Below are 19,181 nucleotides of genomic sequence, written 5' to 3' on the forward strand. Positions count from 1 at the left end.
GCCTACCGGCTGATGCCGTCAGGCGGCGTCGCGTACGCGCCGATCAGCACCCACTGATGCCAGCGGAACAGCACCTCCGGCTGGTGCCAGCCAGCGTCACGCACCGCCGCGGTGAGGGCATCCAGCGGCGCGGGAGCCAGAACCCCGCGCAGTGCGCGAGCCTTGGCGCGGATCGCGTCAGCGGTGATGCCGTGCGTGGCCTTCCAGTCGTGCGACACCTCGGCTGCGATCTCAGCCCAGCGGGGGTCAACCGGGCGGACCTTCTCCGCGACGAGCAGAGCACCTGTCGAGGCCGATGCCTTGTGGGCGGCGGCCAGGACTGTGCTGCGGTCCCGCCAGGGCAGGAACTGCAGCGTGAACAGGCTCAGGGTGAGGTCCGCTTCGTCGTGCACGAACGGGCCGTCCTGCAACCGGCGGGCGTGGACGTTGACCCGCCCGGCCGCGACCGGGTCAACCAGTCGGGCTGTGGCCTTGCCGAGCATCGCTGGCTGCTCGTCGTACAAGACGGCGCGGATCTGCCGGTCGGGGTGGCGGTCGAGGATTCGCCCCACGGTGGTGCCGGTCGACGCGCCCAGGTCAGCGATGAGCGACCCGGCAGGGCACAGCCAGTCCGCAGCCTCGGCGACGAGATCCTGGATCGCGTCGTAGAACGGCACCGACGCGCGGACGTGCTCGTCGAACACCTCTGTCACCTCGGGGGTGAACTCCCACTTGCCGGCGTCGAACTGCTCGGCGACGTCGCTGGTCATGCCGTCGCTGCTCCCTTCCGGATGGGGCCGAGGATGCGGTCCCGGACCGTGGCAGCGATGTGGGACATCATGACCGGCGGCACGGCGCGGCCCATGCGTTCCCACCGCTGCTCGTAGGTGCCGGTGAGCTTGAAGTCGTCGGGGAAACCGCAGATGCGGCGGACCTCACCGAGGGCGAGTTTCCGTGCCCACCGTCCCTGCCCCAAGCCGTCGGGTACGGCCTTCGGGCCCAGGTTGAGCGTGAGCGGCTTGCCTGTCTCCGGGTCGCGGTCCTGACGTCCCACGCCATTGTTGCCGCGCACGTGGTAGTGCCCGGGGGTCGTGACGATCGTGGGGCAGGCCTTGTGGGTGAAGTCGCCGTTGGAGAACTGGCCGGATGTGTCGTGGATCATCCGCACCTCGACGCGTGAGGGCGGGAAGCGGCCGTTGCCGGTCTGCGGGGTCGCGCCGATCGTCGGTGACGGGTGGTCGCTGGCCCGCATCGAGCCGCCGCCGAAGCCGCCGTTGTCGCCTTGCGCGAGGATGTGCGGTAGCGCGTCCTGGACGGTGTACCGGTACGGCAGTGGTGCCGGGAACACCGGGTCCTTGCCGAGGTCGTTGCGGACGCCGACGAAGATGAGGCGCTGCCGGGCCTGCGGCACGCCCAGCCACTGCGCGTCGAGGAGTTGCGCCCGGACCCGGTAGCCGGCGCCCTTCAACGCGCGCATGATCTCCATGAAGTAGCCCTTCGCGGAGCCCTTCACCAGACCGGACACGTTCTCGGCGACGAACACCTTGGGCTGCACGCCGGTGATGAGACGTACGAACTCGAAGAACAGGTCATCGGTGCGTTGCGCCGAGTCGCTGTACTTCTTGACCTTGCCCCATCCGGCTTCGCGTTTGCCTGCCGTCGAGAACGACGCGCACGGAGGAGAGCCGTCGAACAGGTCGAGTTCTCCGACCTGGAGGCCCGTGGCGGCCAGCAGGTCGGCGGCGGTGACCTGCCGGACGTCCCGGCCGTCCACCTTCGTGTAGGGGGCGGCGTTGGCCAGGTAGGTTTCCCGGGCTGCGGGGATGAACTCGGAGGCCCAGAGGACGCGGTAGCCGGCCATCCGGTAGCCCAGCGATGAGCCGCCGCCGCCGGAGAACGTCGACACGACGTTCAGGCCGTTCCACGGCAGGTCACGGATCTCGGTCATGCTCGGCACCCGGTAGGGAGGCTTCGCCACGTCTGCCGCCTTTCCTGCCGTCGGGGTGAGGATGCGGTCGCGGATCGCCGCGGCGAGGTGCGCCATCATCACCGGCGGGACAGCCCGTCCGATGCGTTCCCAGCGCTGCTTGTAGCTGCCGGACATGACGTAGTCGTCGGGGAACCCGCCGAGCCGCCGCAGCTCCCCGAGCGTGAACCTGCGGACCCGTGTGCCGGCGAACTGGCCGACCTGGCAGCGGGTGATGTCGAGCTCCTGACCCGTTTCGGGGTCGACGGGCCCGACGTCGGTGTTGACGAGACCGAACTGCTCGTGGCCGCACCCTCCGAATCCCTGCGCCATGATCGTCGGCGCGGGTCGGTTGAGTGTCCGGTGAAAGAACTGGCCGCAGCCGGGATCGCGCAGTACCAGTCCGGGACCGTCAGGAGCCGGCGTACGGAGATCCTTCGACCGGGGCATTCGTCACCCCTTCGGCAGGTAGCCGAACAGTCGGCGGGCCTCCGCGTTGTAGAACCGCACCGGGTTCGACACCACCCGGGCGGCGGCGTCAGCGATGCGCGTGCCGCCCTGGAACGTGTCCTTCGGCCGTTTGATCACCCAGTCTGGGACGAGACCGGCGGCGGCCCGCTTCAACAGGCCCTTGCCCGGTGGGCAGTCCCGCAGCCCGGCCGCCAACGCCAGGTCGACCACCTCGCGGTGCATGAACGGCAGTCGGGCCTCGACCCCGGCGGCCATGAACACCTTGTTGACGCGCATGAAGTTGCCTCGGCCCATCTTGTCGACCTGGGCGTGGCGCAGCGACCGCCAGGTGGCGTCGTCGGCGCCGTGGGCGGCGCGGATGAGGTTGCCGTACCCGCCGAACAGCTCGTCGGCTGCCTCGCCGGACAGGACGACTCGGAAGCCGTCGCAGGCGATCGCTCGTGCCAGCGGCAGGTTCGCGAGGGTGATCTCCACCTGGGCTTTCATCGGGATCTCGATGGTGCGGACGGCGGCGGTGATCGCGGCAGTGGTCGGGTGCGGGACGGGTATCTCTACCAGCGGCACGTCGAGGTGAGCGGCGACGCGGCGGGCCGCCGCGAGGTCGGCGCTGCCCGGGTCGTAGACGGCGGTGTAGGCGACCGGGTTGGGGTGGATCTCGCGGGCGAGCGCAAGAACGAACGTCGAGTCCAGGCCGCCGGACAGGAGGAAGCAGACGGGCCGGTCGGACAGTAGGCGGGCTGCGACACCGTCCCGCAGGGCACGGCGCAGCGCCTGCGGTTCGGGAGGCAGCGGCGGGCGTGTCCGCGCCCACCGGTGCACCTTGCCGGTGTCAACGTGCACGGCCGTGCCGGGCGCGACGGCGACAGCGGGCACACCCACCGGGAGGGCCTTCAACTCCGACGCCCACAGCCAGCGTTGCCCGGCCCGCACGGCGTAGAGCGGCATCTTGCCGTGCCGGTCCCTGGCCAGCCACGTGCCGGTGCGGGTGTCGTGCCAGGCGGCAGCGAACATGCCCTCGATCCGGTCCAGGCCGGCGTGCCCGTGGCGGTCGAGGAGCGCAGCGACCAGTTCGGTGTCACCGGTCGTGCGCCACCCGCCGACCCCTTCGGACTCGAGTTTTTCGCGCAGGGCGGGGGCGTTGTACGCCTCCCCGTTGTAGGTGAGCGTCACGGCACCGGACGGGAACGGTTGGGCGGCGACGTCGCGAGGGTCCTGGATCGCGAGGCGGGTGTGGCCGAGCGTCGTGGCGCCGATGACTTGCCACCCTGAGCCGTCCGGTCCGCGATGGGCGATCGCCGCGAGCGCGGCCTGCTGGTCGAGCGCCGCCCGGTAGCCGCCGATGAGGCCGCACATCAGGAGTCGCTGCCGGCGTCGGCCGGGCCGGACTTGCCCGACCACTGGTAGCCGCACTTCGGGCACTGGTGTTCGGTGGAGATCGTCTCGTCGTCGTAGGACGGGAACTCGCTGGGTGGTGCCGCATCGTCTGCGTCGAGAGCGGGAGGCGTGAGGAGGCGTTCCACGTCGGCAGTGCTGTAGCCGGTGCCCTCGTAGTCCTCGTCGAGGTACGACAGCAGCTCAGCGAGGGCGTCCCGGTCGGTGGTGCCGAGCTCCGAGTACCGGTTGTCGGCGAGGTTGATGCGGCGGGCCTCGGTGTCGTCGCAGCGGATGATCTCGCAGCGGATCGTGTCGTGGCCCTCAGCGCCGACGGCCTGGAAGGTGTGGTTTCCGGCGAGGATGACGAACGTGCCGCCGGTGTCGCGGACGACGATGGACCGGTACTGGCCGGTCTTGCGGATCGACATCCGGATGGCTTCGACGTCACCTCGGCGGGCGTTGCCGGGGAACGGGGTCAGCTCGTCCAGGCCGACGTCGCGGGTTTCGATGTACTCCACTGCGGGTGACACCCCCTGTTGCAGTCCGGTCACGGTCCGTGTGGGGGTGTGTGGCGCTGTCGCGCCGCCGGGCAGGTCAGGGACGATCCTGGCCGGATGCGTAGACACCGATCTGTTGCTGCTGTGGTGGTCCTGCTGGCGCTGACTGGGGGGTGCACGGCGGAGTCGGCCGACGCGCCCCGGGCGAGCAGGCCGGGTGATGCCGTCGACCCGACCGGCACCGGGGACCTGTTGCCGATCTTCGAGCGGCCGGCGGGTGAGGGCGGCACCTGGCCGGACGGGCTGGTCGCCAGGGCGACCGCCGTCGAGCACGTGCCGAGCGCGTGGGGCGTCGACATCCCGAAGGGGCAGGCGGTCGTCAGGGTGACGCTCGACGTCACCAACAACACCGACGCGCTGCTGCCGCTCGGCCCGATCCGCTACACGACGGTGCTGTACGGGGACCTGCGCGCTGAGGCGCAGCAGGAGGTCGGCTACAGCTACGACGACCCGGACGAGGCGGAGCGGAAGGGCCTGAGGCGGGAGCCGGGGACGCAGCTACCGGTGGGCCGGACGGCGACGATCGTGGAGTCTGCGGTGGTGCCCGTCGACCAGCTCGACGCGTTGGTGGTGGCGGTGCGGTTGCCGGCGGTCGAGGGCATCCGCGACGTGCTGTACCTGACCGGTGCCGACGCGATGTTGAAGCAGGTGAAGTAGTCGGCTCGCGGGTCACCTACGGGCGGCGGGTGCGTCTAGGCGGCGCGGCGGCCGGGGGCGCTGCACCGGCCCGTGTTGGCGGGCGGTGCGCGCCGGCTGCGGGGCTGGGCCGTGATCGATGGGGCATGGGTCGAAGAGGTTGCCGCAGCAGGCGAATCCATGGTCGGTGCGGAGGCAGTGGCTACAGCGAGACGGCAACGCTGACCTCCGAAGCGCACGCCGGTTGCTCCCAGCCCTAGGAGCAACTGGGAGAAAACTAGGAGGACGCCTCTGCGTGCTCGCGGCCGTCGAGGCTCGTTTGCGCAACTACGCGCACTGCTGGCGACCAGCGACCTGGGACGCGTTGCGGTCCGTCTCCGCCCACTCCTCGGCGGTACGGGGCTTGCGGTGGGACCGCGCCGACCGGCGGGTAGCGGCCTCGGCCTTCGCGGCGTCGAGGTACCTGAACTGGCGGTGGCCTTTCCAGTTGCGTCCCGCCTCCGGCAGATAGACGCGGTCGCCACCGGGGGTCAGGTAGCCGTCGGTGTGCCAGGTGTTTACGAGCTGGGGCGTCACGCCGAGCGCGAGCGCGAGCTGCCGGGCGGTGAGTTTCGCGTCCGGGTTGGCGGCAGGGGGCACGGTCACCCCCTGCCGCGTACGCGAGGAAGCCCCGCGCCGTGGACGGCTGCGGGGCTTCCTGGACGGGTGAAGGGCAGACTCTGCCACCGCCAACCATAAAGCCTGCTGAACGGGCTGGCGATAGAGGGTGGGTGACACGCCGATCACACCCGGTTGCGGGGGCGCTTCTGGCGCGCTTGGGGGGCGATCTCGCGCAGGTGGTCCCGGTACTCGGCGGCACGCATGACGCGCCGGCAGTCGGGGTTGTGGCATTCGACGTCGCCGGTGCCGTCCTGGCGGCGGTACAACATGCGCAGGTGGCAGCGGTCGCACTCGACGCCGTCACACAGCTCGGCTTCCGGGTCGAATTCGCCGAGCGCGGCCATCGCCTGTCCGCGCACCTGCCGCAGCATGACGACGAAGGCGTCCATGCCGGGGTAGTGGTCGCACGCCCAGTCGAGACGTCGGGCGAGCCACTGCACGAGGTCGGGGATCGTGGGGTTGGGCCGGTAGCGGGAGCCGGGGGCGTCGGCGTCGATCCAGGCGCGGACTTCTTGGTCGAGTACGACGGCGATGGGTAGTGCGCCGATCTGGTCACCGGCGGGCACCATCACCTTGTGCCCGTTGGTGTCGCGTCGCTGTCGGCGGTCGGTGACGGTGACCCGCTGGCGGATGTGCCGGTGTTCGCGGTGCGCGGTGACGGTCCCGTCGGCGTGTTCCTCCCGGTGGTACGTCACCTCGAAGCGGTCGTGGTTGACGGCGACGGGGGTGAGGTTGCTGGCGGGGATCCAGTTGTCGCCGGTGATGTCGATGGCGCGTCCGCCGTCGCGGACCACGTCGCCGAGCAGGTCGTGCAGGTGCAGGTTGATGGGGGTGCCTGGTTCGGCTCCACCGCCGGTGACGATGGCGTCGGGGGCGATGGCGGGTGCTGGGCCGGCGGCGCGGCGGATGATGCGGCGGGGCAGCCAGCCGCCGTGCCACTGTCCGCTGGGTGAGTGGTCGAACTCGGGGCGGCCGGGGTGGCGGGCGGCGTCGGGCGGGACGCTGAGGCCGCAGGTTCGGCAGACGAGCACGTGCGTGTCGTGGCTGTCGTCGGCGGGGATGAGTTCGTCGGCGAGGCGGGCGGCGAGTTCGGGGATGCTGGCGAGGGCGACGGGTAGCCAGCGTCGGCAGGGTTCGCAGACGGACCCGTATTCGGGGTCGCGTTTCTGGCAGGCGGGGCAGGTGCCGGTGGGTGCGGGTTGGCATCCGTGGCTGCCGCAGCCGCCGGTGACGTCGCAGGGGGTGTAGGGGCCTGTGTGGCAGGCGCAGTCGACGGGGCAGGCGCGGGTGTGGGGCATGGTGGTCCTCCGGCGTGCGCGGCTACTGTTGGCGCAGGTCCGGGGGACGTTCGAGGCGTCCGGGGGGATCGTTGGTGGCGGTCGGCTGGGGGGCTGGCCGCCACCGCTGTGTTCAGCGGCGGGCCATCACCGCGGCCAGGACGCAGCCGACGGCGAGCAGCACGACGTTGTTGTAGGCGAGGCCGAGGCCGAGCCAGACCATGCTGGCCAGCCACACGGCACCCGTGGGGATCAAGTAGTCCTGCTCTTCCTCGCTGCCGTCTTCTTCTTCGGCGTCGGCCGGCTGGCGGTGGGGCGGCTCGGACGAAGTGGTGAGCAGGGTGGGGTGGGCGCCAGCGAGCTGTTGCCACTCCGCCCACGGCAACGGTCGAGCCGTGGCGCGGGGCGGCCTCACAGCCGACGGGACCACGTCCTGCCCCTTGTGATCTGTCACCACCGGAGGGCTGCGGGGACAGGCACGCCAGGCGCAGCCTCGACGTGGCGGCGGTCGCCGACCGGCTGCCCGCACACGCAGTTCCCCGCGCCGGAGTGGACGTCACGGGCGTAGACGTGCCACCCGCCGTACTGGCCGGGGAACGGGTCGACGGAACCCTCCGCCCCGGGAATGTGGGCGTGCTCGCGGGTGCCGGCGGCCGGAGTCTGCGCAGGGCTGTCGATCCAGGCGCCGCCCTCGCCCTGCACCGCTGTGGCGTCGCACTCGATGTCGCGGCAGTCGTACCAGGTGCCGGACACGCGCTGCTCCGCCGTGTACTGGTCGCCGGGGCGGGCAGCCATCTCGCCGTGGATCGGGCAGCGGGGGACAGGGCTCAGGTTGGTGGTCGAGTCGGGCATGGTCATGTCCTTTCGTTGATCACGGATTCGGTCTCTTCGTGCAGCTCGAAGCTCGGGCATTGGCAGGGCAACCCGTACGAGTCGACGCCGGTACAGCGGCCCCCGTCCGGGTGCTGGCTGAGTGGGTGATGGCCGGTGACTGCGTCAACGTGGGAGCACGAGCACGACGGGTCGGCCAGCTCGTACGCGGACGGCGAGCGCGGGCCGAGTTGCGCCAGGAGCCGCTGATAGTCGATCAGGGCGCGGGCGGCGCGCTCGTTCATCGCCGAGTAGTGGTCGCGGATCCGCGCCGTCTGCTCGGCGGTGAACCGCACCTGGTCCGGTGTGCAGGCTGCCGACCAGATGCGGGCGATGTGGCGGGGCTCGCCCGGGTCCAGGTCGAGGCGTACCGTGCCGTCGGGTTGGTCGGCGTCGTAGCAGACGGGGATGCCGAAGACGGCGTTCAGCGAGGGCGCCCACGGCGGACGGAAGCCGGTCACGAGCATCCTCCCCGCAGGAGACAGTCGGCGGCCTGGCGGACAGCATGGGCGTAGCCGACATCGTGTGGCTCCCAGCCGTGGACGCCTTCAACGTGGCTGTCGAGTTGGTGGGGCTCGATGCCGGTTTCGGCGGCCGTGTTGATGACCACCTGACGTAGGGGTTCGCCGTAGGTCATGACGGTGAAGACGTCCCACGGTGGTTTTCCGACGCAGCATCGGTCGGGTGGGCTACCTGCGGAACAGCGGGCGTCAGGCATCGGTCCTCCACTCGTCGCGGTAGCCGGGCTGTCCGGCGTACGGCACAGCGAGCAGACGCACGGCGCCTTCGAGCGCCTCGCTCTTGAACAGCCAATCCCACTTGGCGTCGTCGTCGGCTTCACTCATGAGGCGATGCATCCGGAGTGCGTCGGCGTGCGCGTCGAGGATGCGGCGGGCCGCGGCGAGTTCCGCGAGTCGTTCCGTGCAGACGCGCTCGACGTCGGGCCAGTCGTGCCAGCCAGGGATGTACTTGCCGAGTAGCCTCGGATCTTTCAAGGTCAGGATCGTCTGCTGTGCCCAGTAGAGCCGCTCCCGGGTACGTGCCTCGGCGGCGTCGATCTGGGCGGTGAGCCACGTCGACAGGTCGCCGCTCACCGCGTGTTCTCCGGGGTGCGCTGCGCGGGCAGGACGAATCCGCAGATCCGGCACTGCCACCACCAGGACTCAACCCTCACGTACTGGCTGCCCTGGGCGAAGCCGACGCCATACCGGAACAGGTCCATGCGGTCCGTCATCCGCCCGTACGCGGCCCCCTGGTACGCCTTCTCGACCGCCTCGGGCATCTCGCTGTCGTCGTTCTTGTCGGCCGCGTCGTAGAAGGCGTTCAGGGTCCGGGTGTACGTCTGGTGTGCCTCGTTGGCTACGGGGCCGGTGTTGGGGCAGAGCGGCTTGTCGGTCTCGGAGAGGGTGCGGACGAGTTCGCCCATCAGTGGCCCCCGTTCCGGCGGTTCCTGCGCCCGTCGAGCCGGTCCGGCGCGGGACCGGTGTTCCGGTGCCGGCGCAGCCACAGCGCCCGTTGCATCGGGTCGGCGGGCGGCTGCTCGCGGGCATGGACCGGCGGCAAGCGGCGGGCGACGTCCCGCATTGCCGCCATGACGGGGGCGAGGCGGGCCGCGATCGAGTTCATGATTCGGTCCCCGGCGCGGATTGCGGCGTTCACGGTGTGCTGCGCCTGCTCGCGGTCAACGTTCGGCGTGTCCGGAGTCCACTGCGACGCGGACACGTCGTAGGTGAGGCCGTCGCTGTCGACCGTGCCGACCTCCCGCCATGCGGCCTGATCGTTCGGGTCGGCTGCGGGCGGCCCGACGTGCAGGACTGCGCCTCCCGCGTCCACGGCGGCCTGCTGGCGGTCCAGTTCGTCGCTCGACGGGCCGTCCTCGTGGTCGGCGATCGCGCGCAGCAGCCGGGCCTCCATGCGGTCCCACTGGCGGCGCAGGTAGGCGACCGGGTTGGGGTGCTCCTCCAACTCCTCATCGCGCACGACGGCGCGATAGCCGTGCTGACTGCCGCCCACGCGGGCGCGCATCGCGTAGTGCCACTCGGCGCGGTCGGGCCGGTACTCGGTGGACACCGCCAGCAACGGGCCGGGGTAGCGGCTGCCGCAGTGCCGGCACTCCTGGCAGGGTTCCAGCGCCATCACCATCGCGCCGCCGCCGATGGGCTGCGGTCCGCCTACCGGCCGAGCACCGTACCTGGGCTCGCCGTACTCGCCGCAGGTCCGGCAACGACGCTGCCAGGCGGGGATGCCGAGGGCGGCTCGGGCGGCGTCGGTGCGCTGCGAGATCATGCCGAGCGCGCGGCGGATCACGTCGTCAAGGCCACGGACCACGCCGTCGGCGTCGCGGCGGATAATGCGGTGGAAGTCCATGTAGTCGTCGAGCAGGTGGTACGGGATGTCGCCGTGCCAGCGGGCGGTCGGGAGCGGCTGGCGGCAGGTGTCGCACCACCACTGCCACTCCAACTGCACCTCGGCGGGTACCTCGCGCAGGAGGTCGGGCCGCAGGTCCGGCGGTGGGGCCTCGATCACGGCCTGTTCGGAGTCGCCGAACTGCCGTTCCAGACGCCGCCACCCCCGCTTGATCCGGGCGACCATGGGCGGCGGGAACGATCCGTCGAAACCGTCGATGGTGTGGCCCACCCACCGATGCCCGTCGTCCAGGCGCAGGTGCAGGGCGTCGGTGTCGCGGGGGCGGAGGAGGCGCGCGAAGTACCGGCCTTCGTAGTGGGTGTCGGCGGCGATCGGTTCGTAGCCGAACTCGGCGTCGTCGGTGATGGTCAGTCCGGGTCGCCAGCGGGCCGGTGTGGCGAGCCGACCGGACGAGCGGGTGTCGGTGTCGTCGCCGACGTGCGTGGGTTTGCAGTCGTCGCCGCAGTACGCGGAGCCGAGCCGGGGCTGCTCGCCGCACGGGCAGCGGCCGTCGATGGCCCGGTTGATGGTGTCGAGGATGTTCATGGGTGCTCGTTTCGTGACTCTGTGTGTAAGTGTGCAGGTCGGGGTTTCGTGTTCTGCGGCGGCCCTGCCGTGGTCGGGGGGTGTCGGGCCGGGGATTCGCCTGCCTCGAACTCGCCAGTAACGTCCGCGTTCACGTCCGCGTTCTCTTCGGCCTCACCCTCAGTGACCGGCGGCAGGGCCGACAGGAACGCCAATAGCCCCGGCCCCTCGGCACCCGCCGTTGACCTCGGCCGGACCGCTCGCGGCTTGGGCGGGATCAGGCCGCGCTTCCGGGCGCACTTCTCCCCGTAGCCGTCATGAAGCACGCCCGTCGGCACAGGCCGGTGGCAGCAGCGGCAGCGGAGCGGAACGGCGAGTACGCCCGGAAGGCCCGGCAAGGTCATGGCTCAGTCCAGTGGGCGGCGGCCAGCGAGGAACCGCCGCAGGTCGTGGCCGTACGCCACCACACCGTGCGGACCGCAGCCCGTCGGCACGTTGACCCTCGACTCGGGGTCGTAGACGGCTCCGTCGCAGATGCTCATCGTCTGGCCGTCGATCCACCGGCCGAAGGCGTCGACCTGGTCGCCGAGGACCGCTTCGAGTTGGGCAGCGGTGTAGCCGTACCGGCAGTCCGGCTCGGGCAGGGCCGGGATCACGACACGCCCCGGTGAAGGATGCCCACGGCCGGGCTCGGACTGTCTTCCAGGCCCGCAGCCCACACCGAGCACAGCCGCGCCCCGCACACGTCGCAGCGGCCGAGCAGCCGGCGTAGCGCGACGGCCCACCAGACGAGACGGCGGATCACTGCCGCTCCTCACGTAGCTGCCCAGCCTGAGCAGCCGTCAGGGCACCGCCGACCATGCCGATCAGCAGGTCCACCCGGCCCCGCTCGTGCACGAAGTCGGCGCGCTGTTGACGGCCTCCGGCGGCCTGACCGAAGTGCTCGGCGAGGGCGTCGAACAAGGCGCGGGCTACGTCCTCTTCGAGGCGCAGCGACGGTTCCGGCCATGCCGAACCTTCGGCGAGGTGCGCGGCATCCTCGGTGTAGCGGAGCATGAGCGTGCCGCCGCTGGTCTGCCGGCCGATCTGGACGGCGATCCCGAGTACGTCCCGGGTGACGACTGCGCGGACCGTCACGACGTCACCTCGACCGGTGCGGGCGTGTTGGCGCTGTGGTCCGCGCACGCCTCGCACGCGCGGGCGAACGTCGTCGCCTCGCCGACCTTCACGGGACGCAACTCCAGGCCGGTGGTCGCGCCGTCGCACACGATGTTGAGGCGGCAGCGCGCCACCGGCGTGCCGAACTGTGGCTTCTTCGGATTCTTCGGCATGGTCATTTCTCCTGTTCGGCGGTGGGAAGGAAGGCGGCGGGGTGCAGTGCGGAGCAGTCCCGGCCCGGCCAGCAGCCGCACCGACGACGCGTGGCGGTGAGCGGGGCCCACACCTGGGCGTCGTCGGCCTGCCCAGGGGTGAGCCAGTGCAGGCATGGGTACGCGGCGACGACGCCGACGCTGACGCGGAGCACCTGGACCGGTGTGGCGCACACCGGGCAGCGGGGGAGGGAGCGGGAGGTCACGCTGGGGCCGTCTCGTCGTGGCATGGGCACAGGCAGCCGGAACCGTTGTTGCGGCAGCCGATCGGGTCCTCGGCGTGCCGGGGCCGACCCGTTGGGCCTTCGCCCGCGCAAGCAAGCGAGTAACCGGCAGTCGCGGCCACCTGGGCGGCCCGATCCACGATGTCGCGGGCGAGTCGCTGCCGTTCCGCCTGTCGCCGCTCCACGATGGCGGAGCGGCGACGTTGCACGTACCGCCGTCCGACGTTCGCCGCCGTCCTTCGGCGTGGCCGGAGCCGCTGACACTGCGGCCCTGGCAGCGCAGCGGCGGGGTGGGTTCCGGAGCGGGCTGCTGGACGTCCACGTCAGCTCTCCACCCGGGGGCCGAGCATGAACCGCTCTGCGTCGTCGACCCCGCATCGGTAGCGGTGGCCTCGTACGGCGGTGAAAGCGCCACCGTCGACCCAGTTGGCGGCGCGCTCCCAGACGAGGCAGACCCCGAACTGCCGGGCGGGGCATCCGTCGTGGTGCCAGATAGCCCAGGTGCCGTCGGCGGCAAGCTCGATCTCGTGAGACCAGTTGATCTCGTCGTGGGCGGTCTGGACGTCGGCGCCCTGCGGACCGGCCGCTTCGAGGTAGTCGGCGAGCTGCTGGCGGACCGCCCCGGACGGGTACGACCGCGACGGCGACCACCACGCCCGGTACCGGTCGCCATCCCGCAGCATCGTGACAGCGGCGGCGTAGCCAGCGGCGAACTCGTCCGGGTCGTCGGCCCGCCCGTTCTCGCGGGCGGCGAGAACCATCGCTGCGGCCTGCTCCATCCGCAGCAGCCCAAACCGCTTGATCAGCTCAGCGGCGATACGCGACCCCAGGAACTCCGAGTGCGCGACCTTGCCGTCCGTGGTGACGCTGTTGTCGTACTCGCGTTGCGCCACCGCGGCGATCCGCTGGTGCAGCCGGTCGGCGTCCTCACCCGGCTCGGGAGCGCGGCGGCCCGGGGTGCCGTCGAGCGCTGCCAGAGCGGCCTCCGCGCACCGCTCCCGCACCGACAGCGGCACGAACACCTGCTGCTCTCCGAGCGCCCGGGAGATGCCGTTGAACACGAGGTCGTGCCGGCGGTGGGCCTCCGCCCGGCCAGCCGCGCGGAGCTGGGTCACCTCATCGCGGAGGTCGGCGTTGGCGCGCTGCACAGCACGGCGGTGGGCGACCGTAGCGTTGTGGGCCGCGAAGAGTTCGTCATGCCGCCGCCGCAGGTCGCCATTCTCAGCGGCGTAGGCGACGTTGCCGCGCCGGAGGCTGTCGATGTCGGCCTGCTGCCCGTTCAGCTCCCGCTGCATGTCGTCGCGGATCTGGCGAACGCGTTCCAGTTCCGCCACCACGTCGTCGCACCGCCTGGCGAGATGGGACGACTCGGCGAGCGTCAGCCGCTCGTCCCGCTCCGCCTCTGCCTGTTCAAGCTGCTCGGCCAAGGTGTCCCACGCTGCGCGCGCCTCAGCGGCAGCGTCGGGGATGGCCTCGACAGTGCCCTCTCCCTCGGGGCCGAAGACGCGGAGGTTCCTGCCGACAGCGATCAGGAGCCGCCGGAACTGGTCCCGCTCCACAACTACCGCCTCCACGTCCCGCAGCAGCGTGCGGTGCACGGTGGGGCTGGGGGCATCCCCGAGTTGGTCGCGCAGGCTCGCGAGCAGGTCGCGGGTCATCGCGTCGAACTGGTGCCCGTTCACGCGGCTGTCTCCGTGCCGGCGTTGAGCAGCCGCGTCACGTCACTGACCCGGTAGCGGCGGTGGCCGCCTGGTGTGCGGACCGCGCGGATCAGTCCGGCTTTGGCCCACCGCGCGACGGTTTTCGTGTCGACGCGGAACTGTGCGGCGACCTCGGCGGGCGTCATCAGCGGGTCGTCGGGCAGGTCAGGTTTACGCATTGTGGATCACTCCTTCGGTGAGGCGGGAACGGGCAGGGGCGGGTGGAAGTGGACATCCGGCAGTCATCCGTGCCCCACGGGCCGCAGTCCCGCGAACAGGTCAAGCTGCACGGGCACCCCGAGGTCGGCCGGGGGCCGGTCCGCGCCGATCGGTGTGCACCCGCACGAGCACACCCACCGGCAGCCCTTCCCGGCCCGCCACACCCCCGCACGAACATCGGGGACGAGCCCGTGGGCGTTGGTGACGTACGTGTCAGGTTCGGGACGCGGCGCACCCCCGTACGTGAGGAGGGCGCACTGGCGGTGGCGGCCCGCCGTGCAGTGCCCGCACGAACCCCACAGGCAGGGGCACAGGGCCGGGTCGAGGCCAGCCTTGCGGAACGTGGCGGGCAGGACGGTGTCGCGAATCCAGGTGGCCGTTGCGGCGGGGATGTTGGCGCGTTCGTGGGTTGGCCGGTTCGGCGTCATGACGACACTCCCGGTACCTCGACGGTGACGACCCGAGGCGGGCACTCCATGCGGCGTGCCTCCCACCGGACGAATGGGCCGCAGGGCTGGAACTCCCCGTCAGGTATTCCGATGTCGATGTATGCGCCGGTGTCCCAGCTCTCCATCTCCGTGACCGTCTTCGTGCCGGTGACGACGTACCGCTTGTGCCGGGTCGGGCGGCGTTTCGCGTGGGACCACTTCCCGCACTGAGCGCAGCGCCATAGAGTGGCGACGTCCTCCGTCTCCGTCATGCCGTCGCCTCGCCGTGCAGGATGGCCCGCAGCCGGAGACTGATCCACCAGCCGACCTGCGGGGACACGGCGTTACCGAACCCGTCTACCTGGTCCCTGGCGGAACCCCACACCACGAAGTCGCCGCGGTGGCCGTCAGGGAAATCGACGTCGAAGCCGCAGCCTCGGCCGATCTCGTGGGGGGCGAGCATCCGGAAGTAGCAGTCCTCCAGCGGCACGTCAGCGAGCGCGTGGTGCCAGTCGGTGGCGTCCTTGGCGGTGCCGTCGTGCCCGTGCCAGCCGGAGAACAGGAGTCCCTGGTTGGCGGACGATGCGACGAGAGTGCGTAGTGGCTCGCTGACCGGGAAGACGCGGCGATCGACGCCCTCGTTCTTCTGCACCAGGCCCACTGCGGTGAGCAGGCCGGGAATCTGGTCTGAGGTGACCGTCGGCATCGCCTCGGGGTGCACGGTCGGGACGGTGTTCCGGCGGAACGGCACCACTCCGGCGGAGAACAGGCTGAGGGTTTCCGAGCCGGCTTGGGTAGCCAGAGGCTCGTTCAGGCTGCGCGGGGCACCCTGCTTGCGTAGCGGCACGACGCCGGCGGACAGCAGACCGAGGGTTTCCGACCCGGGCTGGGTCGGCAGGGGCTCGTCGGCACCGCGAGGGGCACCCTGGAAGTTGTTGACGGCGAGCAGCAGCGCCTTCTCGTGGGTGGTGGTGACGGTGTCCATCGGTCGGGTGATGGGCTGGCCGTCGCCGTTGTGTCGGTGGGCGGCCATCACCTGGCCCGCGAGCAGCGTGCCTGTGGGAGCGCCGGCCGTCAGGAGTGCGGTCTCTTGCTGGCTGGTCTGGGTGGCCATGGGCCGCCCGAGGTGCCGTTCGCTGCCGCGTGTCGCCTTGGCGGGCATGAGGACTGCGGGGAACTCGGCGAACCGTCGCCGGCACCGCTCGGCGCGGGCCATGGTCGTTGCGGCGTACGGGCCTATCGAGCCGTCCCGGTGTCGCTTGATCGGCTTGTCTCCGATGCGGGTGCCGAGGTTGGTGAGGTCGAGCGCGTGCAGGGACGGGCTCATCGGCGGTACGACCTCGTTGCGGCAGCGGGGGCAGCGGTAGCAGTACTGCTTGCCGTAGCTGACCGAGCCGGTCGGGGGGATGCCGGTCTTCCAGGTCCAGACGGCGGGCAGGATCTCGGAGCATCGGCCGCACCAGGACGGCGGCCGGTGTTCCAGGTCGGGGGTGGGCAGGCTCGCGTCCCAGAACACGATGTAGATGCGGTTCCGCGACTGCGGCACGCCGAAGAACATCGAGTTCAGGTACAGCACCTTGTGTCGGTAGTTCAGCTTCTTGAACTGCTTGAGCCACCACCGGTACGTCGTCCCGTCGCCAACCTTCGGCTTGCCGGGGATGGCCGGTCCCCACGACGTGAGCTCCGTCGTGCACTCGACCAGGATCACGCGTGGGTGGTGCTCGCCTGCGTAGGCGAGCACGCAGTTGGCGGTGGCCCGGTCCCGTTCGCTGCGCGTCACCCGCGCCTCGAACTCCGGGTCGTCCAGGTCGAACAGGCTCGCCCGCTGCGCGTACGCCTTCTGCGAGTTCGCGACGGTGTGGTTGGTGCACGACACGCCTGCTACGAGGATGTCGGCTGCGGGCAGGTCCCGGGCCGAGTGGTAGTCGGCGGCGTCGGGGTCGACGAGGTCAGCGATCCAGTGTTCGGCGTGCGGGTGGTTGGCCTCGTGGACCTCCACCTTGTAGCTGTTGTGGTTCGCGGCCATGATCGTCGTGAATCCGGCCATCTCGATACCGCGCGTCAAGCCACCGAACCCGCTGAACAGGTCGACGGCCACCAGGTCGTCGTGCTTGAAGCGGCGGTTGCGGGTGGCGGGCCGGTGTGTGGCGGTGCGGGACTTCGTCTTCGCCCGGCGTGCTGTTGTGGCGGCCACCGGTCAGCCCTCGGCCTGGTCTGGTGTCTCGGGCCGCTCACCGGCGGCGGTCGGGCCGGGCAGCAGTCCGACCAGCGTGCACAGGGCGCGGAGCTGGTCGTCGGTGGGCTCGGTGTGGCCGTACCAGCGGACCGCGCCGAGACGGCCTCCAGCGATGACCTCGTACTGGCTCGGGCCATACCGGTCGATGGCGATGTTGTGGTTGACACCGGCCGGGAACCACAGCCAGTGGCGGCGGGTACGGTCGCCCAGGTCGATGCCCTCGGGAGCGGCCAGGTACGGGTCGCCGAGCTGGGCGTTCACCTCGTCCAGCCAGGTCGTAGCGGGTCGCAGGGTGTCACGGTGATCGGTCATGGTGTGTGCCTCCTCAGGCGGGTGCGGGTTCACGAGGCGCGGCGGCGGTCAAACGGGATGACGTTGCCGTCGCTGTCGGGGCGGTCGGGGGCGACGGCGCGGAAGCGGCTGCCTTGGTCGGCCCACTGGTCGCTGATGCGCTGGCGGGCGTGGTCGGCCTCGGGGTCCTCGCCGGGGCCGTCGGCTTGGCGGCGCTTGGGGGTGGGGGGTGCGCCGACGCGGCAGAGGGGGCAGTGGGGGGTGCCGTCGGGCCGGGTGCCGGCGGTCATCGCCGGTCCGTGGTCGGGGCAGCCGGTCGGCCGGGTTTCGTCGTTCGTCTGCCTCGAATCAAAATCGTGATCTTCGGGCTCGGGTGCGCGCGGACCTGTCACGGCCGTACGGACCTCGTCATCAGTTGGGGTTGGTCGGTAAGGGGGTCGGTCTGGGTTGGTATCGCGGTCCGGTGGACCCCCCACAGCGGTGCCGTCGGATCCCCCACAAGCCGTTTCGGTGGCTCCGTCGGACCCCCCACACGTTTCGGGTCGCTGAGCTTGTGGGGGGTCCACCGGTGCCCCCACGCCGTGGCCATCCGAATCCGTGGGGGTTCCATCGGACTCCCCACACTCGGTGTCCTGTGGGGAGTCCACCGGGCCCCCCACAGGCGGGGTGGGTGGCTCCGACCCGGCCGACGTCGGCCGCTTGCCGCGCCGCTTCTCGTACTCCTCGACCGCCCGCAATTTGAGCTGCGCCGGAGACAACACCTCGACGTGATCGAGCAGGTCCGACGGCAACGTCAGCCGGTACTCGTCGCCCTTGCGCTGCTTGCGCGACCGGGACCGCACCTTCTCCGTCAAGCCCAGCTCGACCAGCTTGCGTTTCACCTGCTGGGCGACCTTCAACCCGACCTCCGCCTCCACGGCGAGGGTCGCGTCACCCGGCCAGACCTCCGACCCGTCCGGGTTACCGTGGCTGGCCCACACCAGGGCGACCGCCTTGAACGTCGGCCCGGACACCCCGCCGCGCGTGCCGTTGGCGTTGCCCGCGATCAGGCCACCGAGGCGAGCCCGGTTGATGATCTGCTCCCACTCGAAGCGGCCCACGGGGCGCAGCTCGCGGTCGGGCGGCGGGGGGCCTGTCGGGCTGCTCATGCGGCCTGCCCGAAGTCGGTGCGGCGGTTACCTCCGGGCGCGTACGCGGTCCGCACACCAAGGCGGCGCAGCACCTTGCGCACGGTCGACGGCGCGTTCCCCGTCACCGCCCCGATCTGCGCCGACGACCAGCCCAGCCCAGCGAGGCGCAGCAGGTCGGCATCCCGCTTCGCGCGGGCCGCGTCGCGGTCCTCCGCCGAGACGGGCTGCGGCTTGGGGTCGGGCTCAGGTAGGCGTTCGGCGGGTGCCTCACAGACCAGCCGTTCGTCGGCGATCGTCCACACCGGGTCACCGACGATGCGAGCACCATCGGTCGCGGCCATCGTGTCGAGCGCGGCGCACGCCTCGGCGATGAGCGCCGAGCGGGTCCGTTCGCAGTCGAGGATCTGCCAGATGGCCCGGTAGGTGAAGGTGCTCACCGGCGCCTCCTGGTTTTGGCGTCGGCGGCTGCCGCGATCTGGGCGCAGGCGGCACAGGAGCGGTGGTTGACGTGGACCGGGCGGCCCGTCATCACGCCGACGAGCATCGACCCGCAGATGTGCGGGTACGGCTCGTCGGCGGTCACGTCACGGCCCAGGAGCAAGCTCGCGCCGATCCATGTGCCGGGGGTCACTGGTCGTCCCCGATCCTGCGGAGGTGCTCTGCCTGGGCGTCGCTGGTGTCAGGCGGTTCGTGTCGGGGATGGGTGCGGGCGAGGCCGCATCGGCACAGCGGGTGATCCGGGTCGGTCGAGTCCGGGGTGGCCGGGTCGGGCTGGTAGCCGTGGTGGGTGAGTCGCGAGACGGCGGGCTGGCGGGCACGGCGGCGGGCGCGGTGGCGTGACATCAGCGCATCGCCGCGGTGT

At 71.2% G+C, this 19,181-nt stretch carries 26 protein-coding genes; 1 reads left to right on the plus strand and 25 read right to left on the minus strand.

Features of this window, described 5'->3' with window-relative positions; genetic code table 11:
* Nucleotides 1-2: 2 nt before the first annotated feature.
* From ACQVFL_RS02935 to ACQVFL_RS02950, 4 genes are all read right to left on the minus strand, one after another.
* Nucleotides 3-749 carry a methyltransferase domain-containing protein gene (locus ACQVFL_RS02935; RefSeq protein ID WP_431728595.1) on the minus strand — a complete coding sequence of 249 codons (747 nt, stop codon included), beginning with the start codon at nucleotides 747-749 and terminating at the stop codon, nucleotides 3-5.
* Entirely contained in the window at nucleotides 746-2,278 is a 1,533-nt protein-coding gene (gene dcm / locus ACQVFL_RS02940) for a DNA (cytosine-5-)-methyltransferase (RefSeq protein WP_431728596.1), read from the minus strand. The genes ACQVFL_RS02935 and dcm overlap by 4 nt, the downstream gene beginning before the upstream one ends.
* Before the next feature lie 120 nt (nucleotides 2,279-2,398).
* A complete protein-coding gene (locus ACQVFL_RS02945) occupies nucleotides 2,399-3,769 on the minus strand; it encodes an asparagine synthetase B family protein (protein ID WP_431728597.1) in 1,371 nt (456 codons plus the stop codon).
* Complete coding sequence (locus tag ACQVFL_RS02950) at nucleotides 3,769-4,308, minus strand: ParB/RepB/Spo0J family partition protein (RefSeq protein WP_431728598.1); 540 nt, start codon at nucleotides 4,306-4,308, stop codon at nucleotides 3,769-3,771. Before ACQVFL_RS02950 ends, ACQVFL_RS02945 begins: the two co-directional genes overlap by 1 nt.
* A gap of 96 nt (nucleotides 4,309-4,404) precedes the next feature.
* Here ACQVFL_RS02950 and ACQVFL_RS02955 point away from each other — a divergent pair, with 96 nt between their 5' ends.
* On the plus strand, nucleotides 4,405-5,004 hold the full coding sequence (locus ACQVFL_RS02955; protein ID WP_431728599.1) for a hypothetical protein: 600 nt from the start codon (nucleotides 4,405-4,407) through the stop codon (nucleotides 5,002-5,004).
* 306 nt (nucleotides 5,005-5,310) lie between these two features.
* Here ACQVFL_RS02955 and ACQVFL_RS02960 read toward each other — a convergent pair whose 3' ends face one another.
* From ACQVFL_RS02960 to ACQVFL_RS03060, 21 genes are all read right to left on the minus strand, one after another.
* Complete coding sequence (locus ACQVFL_RS02960; RefSeq protein ID WP_431728600.1) at nucleotides 5,311-5,628, minus strand: hypothetical protein; 318 nt, start codon at nucleotides 5,626-5,628, stop codon at nucleotides 5,311-5,313.
* 137 nt (nucleotides 5,629-5,765) lie between these two features.
* Nucleotides 5,766-6,941, minus strand: coding sequence for a hypothetical protein (locus ACQVFL_RS02965; RefSeq protein WP_431728601.1), 1,176 nt, complete (start codon nucleotides 6,939-6,941; stop codon nucleotides 5,766-5,768).
* A gap of 112 nt (nucleotides 6,942-7,053) precedes the next feature.
* A complete protein-coding gene (locus ACQVFL_RS02970) occupies nucleotides 7,054-7,350 on the minus strand; it encodes a hypothetical protein (protein ID WP_431728602.1) in 297 nt (98 codons plus the stop codon).
* A gap of 20 nt (nucleotides 7,351-7,370) precedes the next feature.
* Entirely contained in the window at nucleotides 7,371-7,772 is a 402-nt protein-coding gene (locus ACQVFL_RS02975; protein WP_431728603.1) for a hypothetical protein, read from the minus strand.
* Between the two features lie 2 nt (nucleotides 7,773-7,774).
* Nucleotides 7,775-8,251, minus strand: a complete 477-nt coding sequence (locus ACQVFL_RS02980) for a hypothetical protein (RefSeq protein ID WP_431728604.1) — start codon at nucleotides 8,249-8,251, stop codon at nucleotides 7,775-7,777.
* Nucleotides 8,252-8,500: 249 nt separating this feature from the next.
* Nucleotides 8,501-8,884 carry a DUF6221 family protein gene (locus ACQVFL_RS02985; RefSeq protein WP_431728605.1) on the minus strand — a complete coding sequence of 128 codons (384 nt, stop codon included), beginning with the start codon at nucleotides 8,882-8,884 and terminating at the stop codon, nucleotides 8,501-8,503.
* Nucleotides 8,881-9,216, minus strand: a complete 336-nt coding sequence (locus tag ACQVFL_RS02990; protein WP_431728606.1) for a hypothetical protein — start codon at nucleotides 9,214-9,216, stop codon at nucleotides 8,881-8,883. Before ACQVFL_RS02990 ends, ACQVFL_RS02985 begins: the two co-directional genes overlap by 4 nt.
* On the minus strand, nucleotides 9,216-10,742 hold the full coding sequence (locus ACQVFL_RS02995; RefSeq protein WP_431728607.1) for a hypothetical protein: 1,527 nt from the start codon (nucleotides 10,740-10,742) through the stop codon (nucleotides 9,216-9,218). The genes ACQVFL_RS02990 and ACQVFL_RS02995 overlap by 1 nt, the downstream gene beginning before the upstream one ends.
* A 386-nt stretch (nucleotides 10,743-11,128) precedes the next feature.
* Nucleotides 11,129-11,377, minus strand: a complete 249-nt coding sequence (locus tag ACQVFL_RS03000; RefSeq protein ID WP_431728608.1) for a hypothetical protein — start codon at nucleotides 11,375-11,377, stop codon at nucleotides 11,129-11,131.
* A gap of 145 nt (nucleotides 11,378-11,522) precedes the next feature.
* On the minus strand, nucleotides 11,523-11,858 hold the full coding sequence (locus ACQVFL_RS03005; protein WP_431728609.1) for a hypothetical protein: 336 nt from the start codon (nucleotides 11,856-11,858) through the stop codon (nucleotides 11,523-11,525).
* Nucleotides 11,855-12,052, minus strand: a complete 198-nt coding sequence (locus ACQVFL_RS03010; protein ID WP_431728610.1) for a hypothetical protein — start codon at nucleotides 12,050-12,052, stop codon at nucleotides 11,855-11,857. The genes ACQVFL_RS03005 and ACQVFL_RS03010 overlap by 4 nt, the downstream gene beginning before the upstream one ends.
* A 2-nt stretch (nucleotides 12,053-12,054) precedes the next feature.
* Nucleotides 12,055-12,297 (minus strand): hypothetical protein, encoded by a 243-nt coding sequence (locus tag ACQVFL_RS03015; protein WP_431728611.1) that lies wholly within the window; start codon nucleotides 12,295-12,297, stop codon nucleotides 12,055-12,057.
* Between the two features lie 341 nt (nucleotides 12,298-12,638).
* Nucleotides 12,639-13,997 (minus strand): hypothetical protein, encoded by a 1,359-nt coding sequence (locus ACQVFL_RS03020; RefSeq protein WP_431728612.1) that lies wholly within the window; start codon nucleotides 13,995-13,997, stop codon nucleotides 12,639-12,641.
* Entirely contained in the window at nucleotides 13,994-14,194 is a 201-nt protein-coding gene (locus ACQVFL_RS03025; protein ID WP_431728613.1) for a BldC family transcriptional regulator, read from the minus strand. Before ACQVFL_RS03025 ends, ACQVFL_RS03020 begins: the two co-directional genes overlap by 4 nt.
* Nucleotides 14,195-14,257: 63 nt before the next feature.
* Nucleotides 14,258-14,662 carry a DUF6248 family natural product biosynthesis protein gene (locus ACQVFL_RS03030; RefSeq protein ID WP_431728614.1) on the minus strand — a complete coding sequence of 135 codons (405 nt, stop codon included), beginning with the start codon at nucleotides 14,660-14,662 and terminating at the stop codon, nucleotides 14,258-14,260.
* Between the two features lie 268 nt (nucleotides 14,663-14,930).
* On the minus strand, nucleotides 14,931-16,856 hold the full coding sequence (locus ACQVFL_RS03035; protein ID WP_431728615.1) for a DNA cytosine methyltransferase: 1,926 nt from the start codon (nucleotides 16,854-16,856) through the stop codon (nucleotides 14,931-14,933).
* A gap of 3 nt (nucleotides 16,857-16,859) precedes the next feature.
* The gene (locus ACQVFL_RS03040) at nucleotides 16,860-17,210 is read right to left on the minus strand and encodes a hypothetical protein (RefSeq protein WP_431728616.1); all 351 of its coding nucleotides are present in this window, start codon (nucleotides 17,208-17,210) and stop codon (nucleotides 16,860-16,862) included.
* 29 nt (nucleotides 17,211-17,239) lie between these two features.
* Complete coding sequence (locus ACQVFL_RS03045; protein ID WP_431728617.1) at nucleotides 17,240-18,289, minus strand: hypothetical protein; 1,050 nt, start codon at nucleotides 18,287-18,289, stop codon at nucleotides 17,240-17,242.
* 44 nt (nucleotides 18,290-18,333) lie between these two features.
* A complete protein-coding gene (locus tag ACQVFL_RS03050; protein WP_431728618.1) occupies nucleotides 18,334-18,756 on the minus strand; it encodes a hypothetical protein in 423 nt (140 codons plus the stop codon).
* Complete coding sequence (locus ACQVFL_RS03055; RefSeq protein WP_431728619.1) at nucleotides 18,753-18,950, minus strand: hypothetical protein; 198 nt, start codon at nucleotides 18,948-18,950, stop codon at nucleotides 18,753-18,755. The genes ACQVFL_RS03050 and ACQVFL_RS03055 overlap by 4 nt, the downstream gene beginning before the upstream one ends.
* Entirely contained in the window at nucleotides 18,947-19,162 is a 216-nt protein-coding gene (locus tag ACQVFL_RS03060) for a hypothetical protein (RefSeq protein ID WP_431728620.1), read from the minus strand. Before ACQVFL_RS03060 ends, ACQVFL_RS03055 begins: the two co-directional genes overlap by 4 nt.
* Between the last annotated feature and the right edge of the window lie 19 nt (nucleotides 19,163-19,181).

The organism is Verrucosispora sp. TAA-831, assembly GCF_050780145.1.
Classification (GTDB): domain Bacteria; phylum Actinomycetota; class Actinomycetes; order Mycobacteriales; family Micromonosporaceae; genus Micromonospora.